The following is a 14,296-nucleotide window of genomic DNA, read 5'->3' on the forward strand; positions in this document are numbered from 1 at the left end:
AACCGCAGGTGACGCTGCGCACGTGCTGATCCGAACACGAGTGAGAGAGTGGAACTGAGAATGGCAGTCACAGCCGAGGCGGCAGCGCTCCCACCGTGGTCCGTCGATCCTGCCGACGCGGACAACCCGTCGCCCGCTCTCGGTGACCTGCTGGCGGTTCCGGCCCGCAGGTGGCCGGACCGGACGGCGGTCAACGACGGGGACGCCGGCTACACGTTCGCCCAACTGGAGGAGGGCGCCCGGACAGTGGCGGCCCGGCTGGCGGTCCGGGGCGTCGGCGCGGGGGACCGCGTCGTGATCCTGGCCCAGAAGCGAGCGGTGATTCCAATGCTCGCCCTCGCGGTCTGGAAGTGCGGCGCCGTCTACGTCCCGCTCGACGCCGCCGAGCCGGAGGCCCGGCTGCGCGGACTGCTCACCCGGCTGCGGCCGGCGCTGGTGGTCGCCCTGGACGACCGGGATCCGCTCGTGCCCGCCGACCGCTGGCTCGGCGGGCCGGAGCTGACCGGGATCCTGTCCGGGCCGGCTGCGACGCATGCCACCGTGCCGCACGAGCCCGGGCAGGCGGCCTACATCATCTTCGCCTCCGGTCCGACGGGTGAGCCCCAGGGGGTCGAGAACAGCGCCGCCGCCCTGCTCGCCTACTTCGGCAACCACAACCAGGTGCTCCGCTTCACTTCGGAGTCCCGGGTGCTGAGCCTGTCGCCGTTCCACGTCGACGTCTCCTTCGAGGACACGCTGCTCCCGCTGTCGCTGGGCGCCTTCGTCTACCAGTTCCGCAATCTCCCGGCCGGCGCCGTGGTGCGCGCCGTGCTCTCCCGGGAGCGGATCACCCATCTGATCGCGGTCTCGATGCTGCTGACCATGATCACGGGTGACGGGCGACAGGTCACCCGGGCGAAGCTGCCCGATCTGGAGCTGGTGATGACCGGCGCCCAGGTCTGCGACCCGGAGGTGCTCGATGTCTGGGTCCGGCAGCTGCCGGACCTTCGCGTCGTCCACGCGTTCGGGCCCCCCGAGGCCACGGTGTTCAGCCTGAGCCTCGAAGTCGGGCAGGACGGGCTCGGGCGGGACAAGCCGGAGCGCGGTGCCACCGGTCCGGTCGGTCGGCCGCTGCGGGGCCTCCGGGCCAGGCTCGTCCAGGACGGAGTGGAGCTCCAGCAGCCAGGCGTCGAGGGCGAGCTGTGGGTCGGCGGCGACCAGGTCATGCGCGGCTACTTCGACCAGCCGGAGGAGACGGCCCGCGTGGTCGTCGAGTCGGACGGGACCAGGTACTTCCGCACCGGGGACATCTGCAGCCTGGACGACGCGGGCAGCCTGGTGCTGCACCGTCACGGTGACACGGACATCCGGTGGTTGGCGGGTCGCCGGACCCACCTGAGCGAGATCCGCCGGGCGGCTCGGGGTTTTCCCGGCGTCGAGCGGACTCTGGTGGCGGTGTTCCCGCGCAACCGTCGGGACACGATCGCACTCGTCATCCTCACGGAGGCGGCGCGGGTACCGCTGGCCCCAGCCGAGTTGGACGCGTACCTGCGCGGCCTGTTGCCCGACTACATGCGGCCGACCGTGCTGGCCTGGGCGCCGGCGGCCGCTGCCCCCTCGACTTCGCCGGACGCCGAACGGCGTCCGGTCGAGCAGAGACTGGTCGAGCAGAGTCTGGTCGAGCAGCGTCTGGTCGAGCAGCTCACCACGGCGGCTCAGCAGTCCAATTCCCCCTACTTCGTACTGTCGGCCGACGGTGCCGTCGAGACCATTGATTGAGGTGGAGCAATGTCTGTTGCAGTGAAGGACAAGGTCGCCGAATACCTGGAGGCGGCGCTGGGCAGCCCGGTGAACCTGGTCCCCCTCCCCGACGACACGGCGCTCAGCAGCCTGGGTCTGGACTCCCTCCTGACCATCAGCGTGCTGGTCACGCTGCTCGAGGACTGCGGCGTCGACCTGGGCGAGCACGCCGACTCCCTGGTGACCCCGAGCACCCTCGAGGATCTGTACGCCATCGCCAACCGGTTCACGGAGCCGGAGGAGCCCGTCGCGAGCGAGAGCGGGCTGTCCCGGGAGCAGCGCTCCCAGCTGGACTTCTACCAGGAGAAGCTGGCCTACGAGATCGACTCGGCGGATCTGCAGGCGGCGCTGGACGACGGCGAGGACCTGGTGGTCGTCGACGGCCGCAGCAGCGAGTCCTACGCGTGGGAGCACATCCCCGGGGCGATCAGCATTCCGCACCGGTCGATCTCCCAGGAGTCGCTGGCCGGTCTCTCCAAGGCGCCGCTGTACGTGGCGTACTGCGACGGCATCGGCTGCAACGCCTCGACCAAGACGGCGATCAAGTTCGCCTCCGCCGGCTTCCGGGTGAAGGAGCTGATCGGCGGACTCGACTGGTGGAAGCGCGACGGCCACGCCACGGCGGGGGAGGCGGGGCAGCACGCCGGCCACGCCCTGGTCGCCTGCGGGTGCGCGGGCTGATCGGCGGCGAACGAGCCGGCACGAGCCCGCGCCGAGAGTTGCCCGAGCAGAGGATGGGAAGTCACACGGTGAGTACGACAGAGATAGACCAGTCGCAGCTGGACGTCGCGGTGGTGGGCGGGAGCATCGCCGGCTGCGCCACCGCGATCCGCTTCAGTCAGATGGGTTACCAGGTCGGCATCTTCGACAAGAAGCCGATGAACGACGAGTTCTACAAGCGGCTCTGCACCCACTTCATCCAGCCTCACTCGGTGCCGCTGCTGGCCGGGCTCGGGCTGGTTCATCTCACCGAGCCCGCCTGGTCGGTGCGGACCAAGGCTGTCTTCGTCACACCCGGCGGCATGATCGACGGTCCCGGCGGCTACGTCGCCGGACCGCCGGACTCCTACGCGCTCAATCTGGAACGGCGTGTGCTCGATCCGGCCCTGCGCGCGTCCGCTCGCGAGCAGGGCGTCCGGTACCTCGACTCCACCATGGTGGAGTCGGCGGTGGAGGACGAGTCCGGCTGGATTCTCGACACCCGCGGCGAAAGCGGATCCCAGCGCTTCCGGGCCCGCATGGTGGTGGCCGCGGACGGCCGCCGGTCGAGCCTGGCCAAGGAGCTGGGCAACCCGACCGAGAGCCACCCGAACGACCGCGCGGCCCTGTTCGGCTACTTCACCGGGATCACGACCCGGGAGGACAACCGCTCGATCTTCATCATGAACGAGCGGGACCTGGCCTGCGTCTACCCACTCGTCGGGGGCCGGACCCAGCTCGTCCTGTTCGCCGAGAAGTCGCGGGTCGAGGGGTGGTCGGGCCAGGACGGCCGGCTCCGGCAGTTCCTGCAGTACTTCGACGACCTGGCGGACGCGCCGTCGATGGCCGACGCGGTCCCTGAGTCCGGCCTGCTGGGCTACACCGACTACCCGAGCCAGGTCCGCCACCCGGTGGCGGGCTCGGTCCCGTTCGTGGGGGACGCCGCCCTCTCGGTGGACGCCATGAGCGGGGTCGGCTGCGGATTCGCGCTGGTCACGGCCGATCTCCTGGCCCAGTCCTTCGCCGACCGCTCGCTGGACAAGGCCGACCTCGCGGACGGTCTGGAGGAGTACCGGCGGCGGTTCGCCGAGGTGGTGCGGCCTCACATCGAAGGCATCTACGGGGACTCCCTCGTGGACAAGAACGAGGCGACCAGGAAGCGGATGTTCCAGACGATCTGCGGCAACGAGGATCTGAGCCAGAAGTACCTGTCCCTCAGCGGACGCCTGCTCATGCCGGCTGAGTTCCAGCGGGACCTCATGCGGGCGCTGATGACCCGGGGCTCCGCCGGGCTCAGGCGCTGAGCGGAGCCGCTGCCGCTGCTGTGCCGGCCGTACCGGTGTCATCCGGACGCCAGGAAGAGGATGGAAACGTATGTCCCGTATCGCGTTCACGACCTTCGCGATCCTTACGAAGCCCTACGGGAACTCCGAGGTACAGGAGTTCGACGACCTGACGCCGCCCACCTTCGAACAGGCGGAGAACAGCGCGGGGTTCGTGGCCCGGGCGAAAGAGGCAGCCGAGCAGGGCCATCTCACCAACTTCGAGCGCGACTGGGGTCAGTGGGGCAGGTTCGAGGTGCCGCGCTTCTACACCGGCGGCCGGACCGGCGACACCGACAGCCGCGCCTCCACCCTGTCGCTCTGGCAGGACCTGGAGTCCGTCTCCGCCTTCGTCTACGCCGGCCTGCACCGCTCGACCCTGAGCCGGCGGCACGAGTGGTTCCTGAAGCCCGAGTGGCCCACCTACGCGGCGTGGTGGGTCGCCGACGACGAGGTCCCGACCTGGTCGGACGCCTGCAGCCGGCTGGAGCACCTGCACGACCACGGTTCCTCGCCGGTCTCGTTCACGTTCCGTCAGCCCTTCGCCGCCGACGGTACTCCGACGCAGCTGCGCCGCCCGGCCGAGCGGCGCGCGGCCCGTTCCTGAACGGCGGTTCGCCGACCGGCGCGGCCGCCCTGCCTGCCCTGTCCATCTCACACCACCTGGGGTTTCTCCGTGATCTCGCGAGCCTTCGACCGATCGGCGATGAGCTGGTCCTACGAGATGCACCTTCAGCCGATGCTGTCCGCAACGGACATCGAGGGCCTGCCCTTCGGCTCTGTCTTCGGCAGCGTGCCCGCGCACACCGTCTCGAAGCGACACGCCCACCACGACGGCGAGATGTTCATCGTGCTGGCAGGCAAGGCCGTCGTCGTACTCGGGGACGAGGAGCGTGAGTTCGGCCCCGGTGAGGTGGTCCACCTGTCGCCCTTCGGCTACCACGAGATCCGCAACGAGTCCGACGAGCCGTTCGACATCGTCTCCGTCTACTGGGAGCACATCCCGAGCGCCGTCGCGGCCCTCGACAAGCTCCCTCCGCACGAGCGGCTCCCCGAGCGGGCGCTGGTCTTCTGCCCGCCGCCCACGCCCAACGGCGGCCTGCACCTGGGCCACCTCTCGGGCCCGTACGTCCGCGCCGACATGCTGGTGCGCGCGCTGCGCAGCATGGGCCGCGACGCCCGGTACGTCACCGGCACCGACGACCACCAGTCGTACGTGGCCGCGGCCGCCCGGTTGCGGGGCACCGACCCGGCCGCCGTCGCGAAGGCTGAGGGCGACGCCATCATCGCCACCCTGCGCGCGGCCGGCGTCGGCTGCGACCGGCTCACCCGGCCCTCGGCCGACCCGGAGCACGCCGACCGGATCCGGGTGCTGCTCGACCGGGTCGTCTCCTCGCCCGCCGTCGCGGAGGAGGAGCGCCCGACGGCCTACTGCCCGACCTGCGACCTCTCGGTGCACCAGGCCTTCGCCCGCGGCTTCTGCGCGCACTGCGGCGCCTCCAGCGACGGTGAGATCTGCGAGGCCTGCGGCCGGCCCAACGAGGCCCGTGAGCTGACCGAACTGCACTGCCGGATCTGCGGCACCCCGGCGGTCACCCGTCCGGAGCGGGCGCTGTGGCTGGACCTCAACGCCTACACCGAGCAGCTGCGCGAGTACCTGCGCGGCGCGTACACCTCGCCCGACCTGCAGGCGCTGGTGGAGCGGCTGCTGGACGAGGGGCTGCCCGGCTACCGGCTGGGGCGCACCACCGAGTGGGGCGTCGCCCTGGGCGACGGCCAGGCCCTCGACGCCTGGGCGGATCTCGCGCTGACCTTCCTGGACGCGGCCCGGTCCGAGTCCGAGCAGGGGGGGCCGGCGAAGATCACGCTCCTCCTCGGCTACGACAACAGCTTCTACTACGCGGTCCTGCTGCCGATCCTGGCCTTCGCGGCCGGACTGGCCGAGTACCTGCCCGCCTCGTTCGTCACCAACCAGTTCCTGCACCTGGAGGGCGAGAAGTTCTCGACCAGCCGCGGCCACGCGGTCTGGGCCGACGACGCCCTCGCCGCGGCCGGACCGGACGCGGTGCGGCTGGCCCTGCTCAGGAACGCCCCCGAGGGCCGCGTCACGCAGCTCAGCCACGAGAGCGCCGGGCACCTGGCGGAGGACCCGTTGTACCGCGGCGCCCAGGAGTGGCTGGGAGGCTTCGCTGCTCTGGACGAGGAGTGCGCCGGCAAGGTGCCGGGCACCGGCGCCTGGACCGACGCGCACCGCGAGTTCTACCGGCACCTCAACCTGATCACCCGGCAGCTCGACGGCCTGCTGCTGCCGGAGTCGTTCAGCGCGCGCGGCTACGTCCGGCTGCTGGAGTCCTTCGTGGCCCGCGCCGCCGAGTTCCGGGCGACGGACACGCCGACGCGCCGGGTCCCCTCGCTGGCGGAGGAGGCGCGCACGAGCCTGGCCCTCGAGTACCTGGCGGCCAAGGCGTTCGCGGCGCTGGCCTGGCCGGTCACCCCGGATCTTGCCCAGCAGGTCTGGGACTGGCTGGGCCTGTCCGGCCACCCGGTGCGCGAGGCCGACTGGTCCTTCCTGCCCACCGGCGCCGCCTGCCTGTCGCCCGCGCCCGAGCTCACCACGGTCGCGCTCGCCGCTGCCGGCGACCGGTCGTGAGCCCGGACCGCATCCTGTCCTCCGGTGGCGGGGAGCTCCCCGCCCGCGTGGACGTCGTGGTGGTGGGCGCCGGAATCACCGGCGCCTCCGTCGCACACCAGCTGGCCCGCCGCGGGGTCTCCGTCGTCGTGCTCGAGCAGGCCCGGCGGCCGGGCGCCGGGGCCACCGGCGCCTCCGGCGGCATGGTGCGCGCCTACGACCAGGACCCGGTGGTCGCCGAGCTGGCACTGCCGAGCCTGGCCGTCTACCGGGATCCCGCGTGCTGGGCGTCCGGACGGGCCCCACTGCACGCCGTCGGCGCGGTGAGCGTCGCCGATCCCGGCCAGGCGCTCGCCCTCGGGGAGGCCGCCGTGCGGATCAACGGTGCGCTGGGCACCTCGGCGCGGCTGGTCGCCGACCGGGCCGAGGTCTGCGGGATCCGGCTGGCCGGCGGTGTCGCCCTGGTCGAGCCGGAGGCGGGCTGGGTGGCGCCGACCGAGGTCACTGGGGACTGGCTGCTCCAGGCAGGCGCCGACGGCGCGGTGGTCCGCCACGGCGTCCGGGTGCACGAGGTCGCGGCACGCGGCGGACGCCCGGTGGTGGTCACGGACGCGGGCGAGGTCAGCGCCGGGGCCGTGGTCGCGGCGGTCGGGCCCTGGGCGGCCGACCCGGTGCCCGGCCTGCGGTCGGTCACACCGGTTCGGTCGCGCTCCATCCAGGTGACCATCGTCGAGCGGCGTCCGCCCGCACCGCATCACGCGACCTTCGTCGACCTGCGCACCGGGCTCTACGCCAAGCCGGTCGGCGCGGACCGGACGCTCATCGGCATGCCGCACCTCGTCTGGGGCTCCCCGGTCGACGCCGAGCCGGACCCGGTGCACGCGCGCGCCACCGTCTCCGCGCTCACCGCCCACCTCCCGTGGCTCGCCACGGCGGCGCAGCTCACCGCGGTCCGCGCCGCCGACGCCTACGGCGGGCCCGCAGCCCACGGTCGAGCAGCGGCGCTGCTGGAGCCCACCGGAGTGCCGCACACCTGGTCGGTGCGGGGCTGGAACGGCGGCGGTGTCAAGACGGCACCGGAGGCCGGCCGTCGCATCGCGGACGCATGCCTGGCCGACGCGCTCACCGAGCTCGCCTGACCGACCTCACGCGGCGGACGCATCCGCCCCACGATCCATGCCCGCTCTTCGTCAAGGGGGAACAATGACCCACGTCCACGATGTCATCGGCATCGGCTTCGGCCCGGCCAACCTCGCGCTTGCCATCGCCCTGGAGGAAGAGGGCTACGACCTCGACGCGCGCTTCCTCGAAGCCAGGCCGGGCCCGTCCTGGCAGAGCGCCATGATGCTCGACGGGTCGGACATCCAGAACCACCCCGTGCGGGACCTGGTGTCCCTGCGCAATCCGCGCAGCCGCTACAGCTTCATCAACTTCCTCTTCGAGACCGGGCGCCTGCTCGAACACCTCAACGTCCCGATGGAGTTCCCGCTGCGCAAGGAGTACGCGCAGTACGTCACCTGGGCCGCCGGCCACTTCGGCCGACTGGTCGACTACGGCGTGCACGCCACCGGCGTCACCGTCGACCGTGACGCCGGGGGAAACCCGCTCCACACCGTCACCACCTCGGCCGGGGAGACCCTCCAGGGCCGCGCGCTCGTGATCGGCACCGGGCGCACCCCCTTCATCCCCGAACCGTTCGACGCGGTCGACTCCCCCCGGGTCTTCCACCTGACCCGCTACCTGCCCGCACTGCGCGAGCTGGAGGAACTGAGCCTGGCCGCGCGGGGCGAGAGGTCGCCCCGCGCCGTGACGGTCGTCGGCGGCAGCCAGAGCGCCGTCGAGCTCACCCTCGACCTCGCCCGGCGCTACCCCGAGGCCCAGGTGACCACCCTCGCCCGGTCGCTGACGCTGCGCCAGAAGGACACCAGCCCGTTCAGCGAGGAGGGCTACTTCCCCGAATTCACCGACTACTACTACCGGGCGCCCCGCGACCGCAAGAACGCCATCGACGCGTTCATGCGGCTGACCAACTACTCGTCGGCCGACGGCGACGTGCTCCGCGAGCTGTACCGGCTCGTCTACGAGCAGCGCCTGGACGGGGACCAGAAGGTGTTCGTCAGCGGCAGCCGCCAGGTGCGCGGCATCGAGGCGGGCGAGGACGGCGTCCGGCTCGGCGTCGAGGAGCTCAACACCGGAGCGGTGGAGGAAAGCCGGGCCGACTTCGTCGTCCTCGCCACCGGATTCCGCGACCTCGGCCCGGCGGCCCATCAGGAGCGGGTCCCCGCGCTCATGCGCGGCATCGCCGACGAGTTCGCCTTCGACAGCGACGGCTACCTGTCCGTCGCTGCGGACTACGAGGTGCAGCCGCTGGGCGCCGGCACGCCTGCGCTCTACCTCAACGGCCTGTGCGAGTCGAGCCACGGGATCGGCGACGCCGGTTCGTTCAGCCTGCTGTCGCTGCGGGCCAAGACCATCGCCGAGGGCCTGCGGAAGCGTCTCAGCTGATGGAACCGGACGGAACGGCCGACGTCAGGGTGGCCGTCGCGTCGCGCGGACCAGGGTCGACGGCAGGCGACCTGACGACGCGGAAGCCGGAGCTGAGCATCGCCGCCGGTCTGGCCGGCGGTGTCCTCGGCGCCGGGATGCTGGTCATGCCGCCCGTGGTCGCGGCCCTGGCGGGCGGCGACAGTCTCCCGGTCTGGGCGGCCCACATCCTGCTCGGCGGATCGGTCAGCCTGCTGCTGTCCGTGCTGGTCCGTGCGCGGCTGCGGCCGGCCTCGCTGGCGGGGGCCGTCGGGGCCCTGCTGGGCCCGTGGGCCGAACGGGCGGTGGACGGCGTCTTCGCGGTCGCCTTCACCGCCGGGCAGGCGGCGATCGCCTGGTTCGCCGCCACCTGCCTGCTGACGGCTGCCGACGGTACGGTGCCGCGTCCGGGGACGGCCGGTCTCCTGCTCGCGCTCGGCATGCTGGCGGTGGCGGTGGTCGCGGCACTCGGTCCGCTGTCCCTCTCCCCCTCCGTGCTCCGGCTCCGTCCCTGGGCGGCCGGGGCGCTGGCGCTGCTCGACGCCGTGTGGGTGTGGCCGGCCGGGCCCGCGGTGGGCCCGCCCACGCCGCTGGCCGTGACCGGACTGTCCCCCGGAGGGGCCCGGTGGCTGGCCTTCGCGGCACTGTTCTTCGCCGGCGTGGGCTGGGAGGCGGTCACCCACGTCGTGCCGACGGCCGCTGCCGGAGCGCGCCGCACGGCCGCCGGCGTGGCCCTGGGCACGGCCGCGGTGGCCGTCGTCTACCTGGGCCTGGCCGAGGTCGAATGGCTGGCGGCCAGGGCGCCGACGGCTCAGGGCTCGGCGTCCGTGCCGCTGCGCTGGGTGCTCGCCGGTGCGACGGCTGCCGTGCTGACCTCCTACTGCCTCACCAATGTGCGCACCGCCGCCCGGATCGCCACCCGGCTGCGCCGCACCGGGCCGGACCGCGCCGGACAGGACCGCGCCGGACAGGATCGCGCCGGACAGGACCGCCGAGGACCGGGCAAGGCGGTCATCGGCTCCGTAGGCGCCGCGTGCTGCGCCTTCGCCTGTGCCGGAGCGCGGGACGGCGCGGTGCCGTTGCTGCTGCTGGGCCCGGCCGCGGCCGCGCTGACCGGCTACGCCCTGGCGGCGGTCGCAGCCGTACGCCGCGGGGGGCCGCTGCTGCGCGGCGCCGCGGCCGCGGTCCTGCTCGTGCTCGTGACCACGGCGGCCCTCGCCGTGCCCGCCCTGTTCGGTGGTTGACCGGAGGGCAGCCCGCCCGTACCACTCCCCGCCCTGTCCTTCCCCTACGCATAACTGATCCAGCCCCAGCTCGGAGGAGAGACCATGAACGTCCCTACCATCGAATCCGAAGTCCGCTCCTACTGCAGGAACTGGCCGGTGGAGTTCGAACGGGCGGCCGGGAGCCGCATGTTCGACCGCGACGGTCGCGCCTACCTGGACTTCTTCGCCGGCGCCGGCGCCCTGAACTACGGCCACAACCACCCTGTGCTCAAGCGGGCGCTGATCTCGTACCTGGAGCAGGACGGGGTCACCCACAGCCTGGACATGCTGACCCTCGCCAAGCAGGATTTCCTTGCCGAGTTCGCGGGCCGGGTGCTCGGCCCGCGCCGGCTCGACTACCGGGTGCAGTTCCCCGGCCCCACCGGGACCAACAGTGTGGAGGCCGCGCTGAAGCTGGCCCGCAAGGTGACGGGCCGTCAGACCGTGGTCGCCTTCACCGGCGGATTCCACGGCATGTCGCTGGGGTCGCTGGCCGTCACGGGCAACGCGTCCAAGCGGGGCGGAGCCGGCGTCCCGCTCGGACACACCTGGCGCCTCCCCTACGACGGGTTCGCCGGGGGCGAGGTGTCCGGGCTCAAGCTGCTGGACGCGATGCTGGCCGACAGCAGTAGCGGCATGGACCTCCCGGCGGCCGTCATCGTGGAGACGGTCCAGGGCGAGGGCGGCGTCAACGCGGCCGGCCCGGTCTGGCTCGCCGACCTCGCTGAGATCTGCCGGCGCCGGGGGATCCTCCTGATCATCGACGACATCCAGATGGGCTGCGGTCGCACCGGGCCCTTCTTCAGCTTCGAGTCCGCCGGGATCATCCCGGACATCGTCTGCCTGTCCAAGTCCATCAGCGGCTACGGCCTCCCGATGGCCCTCACGCTCTTCCGTACCGAGCTGGACGTGTGGGAGCCGGGCGAGCACAACGGCACTTTCCGCGGCAACAACCCGGCGTTCGTGACGGCAGCCGCCGCACTGCGCGAGTTCTGGGCCGACAGCACTCTGGAGAAGCAGACCGCGGGACGGGGCCTGCTGTTCGAGGAGACGTTGCGGGAGCTCGCCGATCAGTACCCGGCGCACGTGTCGGAGCTGCGTGGCCGCGGCCTCGTCTGGGGCCTGGCCTTCCGGGAGCCGGACCTGGCCGGGCGGGTCGCCGAGGCGGCGTTCGCCGCCGGGCTGCTGGTGGAGACGGCGGGTTCCAGCGACGAGGTGGTCAAGCTCCTGCCGCCGCTGACCTCGACGGACGCGGAGCTCGCCGAGGGGCTCGGCATTCTGCGGGAGTCCGTACGGTCCGCCGTGAACGCTTCTTGATCGGTACTGGTACCGCCCGTATGCTGCGTCGTGCACGGACCGACGCGTATGAAATGTCCAGTAGGAAAGCCGAATTGACCTTTGGAGGGGTTCTGTTGGACCGTCAGTCCGGGCGCACGCCCGCCGTTGTCGTGATGAGCGACCTGGCCGCGCTGGCCCGCCAGCACCGTCTGATCGTCGACATCGCCGAACGCGGGTTGACGCCGCTGGTCGTTGTCGGACCGTCGACCGACCTGGTGAAGCTGACCGGGCACATCGAGGACAGCGGGCACCCGCTGTCCCGGATAGCGGCCGTCCTGCAGCTCCCCGACGCCGCGATCGGCGCTGTGCTGGCCTCGGTGCAGGACTGGATCACGGACTACGACGTGCGCGGCGTGATCTGCGCCGGCGAGGTCTTCGTCGACGCGACGGCGGTCCTGGCCGAGGTGCTGGGTCTGCCGAGCACCGGTACCTGGGCGGCCCGGGTGTGCCGGGACAAGGTCATGCAGCGCGTCATCCTGCGCGAACACGGACCCAGGTGGCGTGCCTACGCTCCCCATGACCGGCACCGCGCGGCCTCCGAGGCGTACCCGTGCGTCGTCAAGCCGGCCGGGCGGATGTTCAGTTCGGGTGTCGTCCGGGTCGACGACGCCGCGCAGCTGCAGGACTCGCTGGCCCAGTACGGGCCGGACGAGACGATCCTCGTGGAGGAGCTCGTCACGGGTCCGGAGTTCTCGGTCGAGGCCCTGGTCCACCGCGGTGAACTGCTGTGGAGCGGTGTCACCGGCAAGACCACGAACGAGGACAGCGGCCGCTTCTTCACGGAGATCGGCCACACCAGCCCGGCCAAGCTGCCGCCGGCCGAGTCGGAGGCGCTCCTCGCGGCGAACGCGGCCATCCTGAAGGCGCTGCGCTTCGAGAGCGGCATCACCCACGCGGAGTTCCGACTGCGCGACGGGCAGCCGGTGTTGATGGAGATCGCCGCTCGACTGCCCGGCGACGCGATCACCATGCTCTGGAACCTCGCCACTGGTCTGCCCCTGGAGCCGGCCATCGTCGACCTCGCCCTCGGGGTGCGGCCGGAGTACCCGGCGCCGACGCGGCGGGCGGTGCAGCGCTTCGCCGAGCACCGTCCCGGCCGATTGGTGGACGTCCGGTGCACGGAGGCGCCGGTGTCCTGGATCGCGGAGGACGCCTACTGGCCGACCGCGGAGCCGTCCACGGACGCGCAGGCTCCCGCCCGGTGCGTGTCGGTCATGGTCGGCCTTCCGCGTGGCGCCGAGCTCGGGCCGCTGAACGACTCCTACGGGCGCTCGGCGTCCGTGGTCGTCGACCTCCCCTGGGAGGCGGATCCGGACAGCGAGGCGCTCGCCTACGCGGGCCAGGTCGACCTGGTGATCGAGGGGGTGTGACCCTCCGTTCGGCTGCGCAGGTGCGGCCCGGCGTCAGCGCTGTTAGCTGACGCCGGGCCGCACCTGTTCTCGGCGTGGTTTCGGTCGGCGCAGTGTCAGACAGCAGCCGACTCGGACTCCGGGTGGATCGGTGCCGCGGCCGCGATCCGCCGGTCCAGACTCGTGCCGATGCGCAGTTGGGCCGCGGCGGCGACCAGGCCGGCGATGAGGCAGCCGCTCCAGAGCGGCGCCGCGCCCCAGGCATGGATCACCCATCCGCCGAGCAGTGGTGCCAGCACCGCGGAGCCCGTCCAGGCGACCTGGTAGAGGCCCTGGTAGCGGCCGCGCAGGTGGTCGGGGGAGAGGCGCGCCACGAGCGCGAAGCCGGTCGGCGTGTTGCCGATCTCGCCCAGCGTCCACACCACGACGGAGAGTGCGTAGACCCCGGCCGAGTGGCCGAGCAGCAGCACGGAGTAGCCGATCCCGATCACCGCCGACGAGGCGGCGAGCACGCGCGACTCGGGGAACTTCTGGTAGAGCCGGGTGAGCGGAAGCTGTGCGAGGGCGACCACGATCCCGTTGAGCGCGACCACGCGTCCGAACGCGCTCGGCGAGAAGCCGTCGACGCCCATGGAGATCGGCAGACCGCTGTCGGCCTGCGCCAGGATCGTGAGGACCAGGAAGCCGGCGACGACGAACGCCACGAAGGTCCGGTCGCGCAGCACGGCCCCCATGCCGCGGCCGTCCGCGGCGTCGCCGGCCGCGGCTGCGGCCCGGGGCGGTATGGCGACCAGGGTCGCGATCAGCAGGGCGCTGAGCACGGTGGTGCCGGCGTCCAGCCAGAACAGCGCGGTGTAGCCGATGACGGTGACCAGACCGACCGAGAACATGGCCACCGAGTAACCGATGTTGATCGCCCAGAAGTTGAGCGAGTAGGCCCTGGTCCGGTCCGGCTCCGGGATGACCTCGGCGATGAGCGCGTTGTTCGCGGGCCGCGTCGCGTTGTTGGCCAGGCCGACGGCGAAGCCGCCGAGCAGCAGCGCCGAGGGTGAACGGGCGTAGGCGAGGGTCACCATACAGGCCGCGGTGGCGAGTTGTGCGCCCACCAGCGTCGGCTTGTGCCCGAGACGGTCGGCCAGCACCCCGCCGAAGGGCCCTGAGACGAGCGATCCGATGCCGATCGCCGAGACGACGGCGCCGGCGAGGACCGTGCCGCGGTGCAGCTCGCCGGTGACGTAGTAGGCGAGCAGCGGCATCACGAAACCGCCCGCGCGGTTCACCAGTTGAGCGGTCCAGAGCCACCAGAAGTCGCCGGGCAGCCCGCCGAAGGTCGCAGCGGCCGCGGACCGTGCTCGTGTCACTGCGCTCGACTGCATGAATTCCACCCCGTCA

At 72.2% G+C, this 14,296-nt stretch carries 11 protein-coding genes; 10 read left to right on the top strand and 1 reads right to left on the bottom strand.

All coding sequences use genetic code 11. The annotated features are described in order from the left end of the window. Positions 1-60: 60 nt before the first annotated feature. The 10 genes from ABH941_RS25370 (at position 61) to ABH941_RS25415 (ending at position 12,925) form a co-directional block, all read left to right on the top strand. A complete protein-coding gene (locus ABH941_RS25370) occupies positions 61-1,758 on the top strand; it encodes an AMP-binding protein (protein ID WP_370131778.1) in 1,698 nt (565 codons plus the stop codon). Positions 1,759-1,767: 9 nt separating this feature from the next. Continuing rightward, on the top strand, positions 1,768-2,460 hold the full coding sequence (locus ABH941_RS25375; protein WP_370131779.1) for a rhodanese-like domain-containing protein: 693 nt from the start codon (positions 1,768-1,770) through the stop codon (positions 2,458-2,460). Between the two features lie 68 nt (positions 2,461-2,528). Then, complete coding sequence (locus ABH941_RS25380; protein WP_370131780.1) at positions 2,529-3,782, top strand: NAD(P)/FAD-dependent oxidoreductase; 1,254 nt, start codon at positions 2,529-2,531, stop codon at positions 3,780-3,782. Between the two features lie 70 nt (positions 3,783-3,852). Next, positions 3,853-4,407, top strand: a complete 555-nt coding sequence (locus ABH941_RS25385) for a DUF3291 domain-containing protein (protein ID WP_370131781.1) — start codon at positions 3,853-3,855, stop codon at positions 4,405-4,407. A gap of 69 nt (positions 4,408-4,476) precedes the next feature. Beyond that, on the top strand, positions 4,477-6,450 hold the full coding sequence (locus ABH941_RS25390; protein ID WP_370131782.1) for a class I tRNA ligase family protein: 1,974 nt from the start codon (positions 4,477-4,479) through the stop codon (positions 6,448-6,450). After that, a complete protein-coding gene (locus tag ABH941_RS25395) occupies positions 6,447-7,568 on the top strand; it encodes an NAD(P)/FAD-dependent oxidoreductase (protein WP_370131783.1) in 1,122 nt (373 codons plus the stop codon). The genes ABH941_RS25390 and ABH941_RS25395 overlap by 4 nt, the downstream gene beginning before the upstream one ends. Positions 7,569-7,632: 64 nt before the next feature. Then, positions 7,633-8,934 carry a lysine N(6)-hydroxylase/L-ornithine N(5)-oxygenase family protein gene (locus ABH941_RS25400; protein WP_370131784.1) on the top strand — a complete coding sequence of 434 codons (1,302 nt, stop codon included), beginning with the start codon at positions 7,633-7,635 and terminating at the stop codon, positions 8,932-8,934. Continuing rightward, complete coding sequence (locus ABH941_RS25405; protein WP_370131785.1) at positions 8,934-10,196, top strand: amino acid:polyamine antiporter; 1,263 nt, start codon at positions 8,934-8,936, stop codon at positions 10,194-10,196. The genes ABH941_RS25400 and ABH941_RS25405 overlap by 1 nt, the downstream gene beginning before the upstream one ends. A gap of 84 nt (positions 10,197-10,280) precedes the next feature. Next, the gene (gene ectB, locus ABH941_RS25410) at positions 10,281-11,534 is read left to right on the top strand and encodes a diaminobutyrate--2-oxoglutarate transaminase (protein ID WP_370131786.1); all 1,254 of its coding nucleotides are present in this window, start codon (positions 10,281-10,283) and stop codon (positions 11,532-11,534) included. A 95-nt stretch (positions 11,535-11,629) separates the two neighbouring features. Beyond that, the gene (locus tag ABH941_RS25415) at positions 11,630-12,925 is read left to right on the top strand and encodes an acetyl-CoA carboxylase biotin carboxylase subunit family protein (RefSeq protein ID WP_370131787.1); all 1,296 of its coding nucleotides are present in this window, start codon (positions 11,630-11,632) and stop codon (positions 12,923-12,925) included. 95 nt (positions 12,926-13,020) lie between these two features. Here the strand turns inward: ABH941_RS25415 and ABH941_RS25420 are convergent, their stop codons facing one another. After that, on the bottom strand, positions 13,021-14,265 hold the full coding sequence (locus ABH941_RS25420) for an MDR family MFS transporter (protein WP_370131788.1): 1,245 nt from the start codon (positions 14,263-14,265) through the stop codon (positions 13,021-13,023). Positions 14,266-14,296 lie beyond the last annotated feature (31 nt).

The sequence above is a fragment of the Streptacidiphilus sp. EB103A genome, assembly GCF_041261405.1.
Taxonomy (GTDB): domain Bacteria; phylum Actinomycetota; class Actinomycetes; order Streptomycetales; family Streptomycetaceae; genus Streptacidiphilus.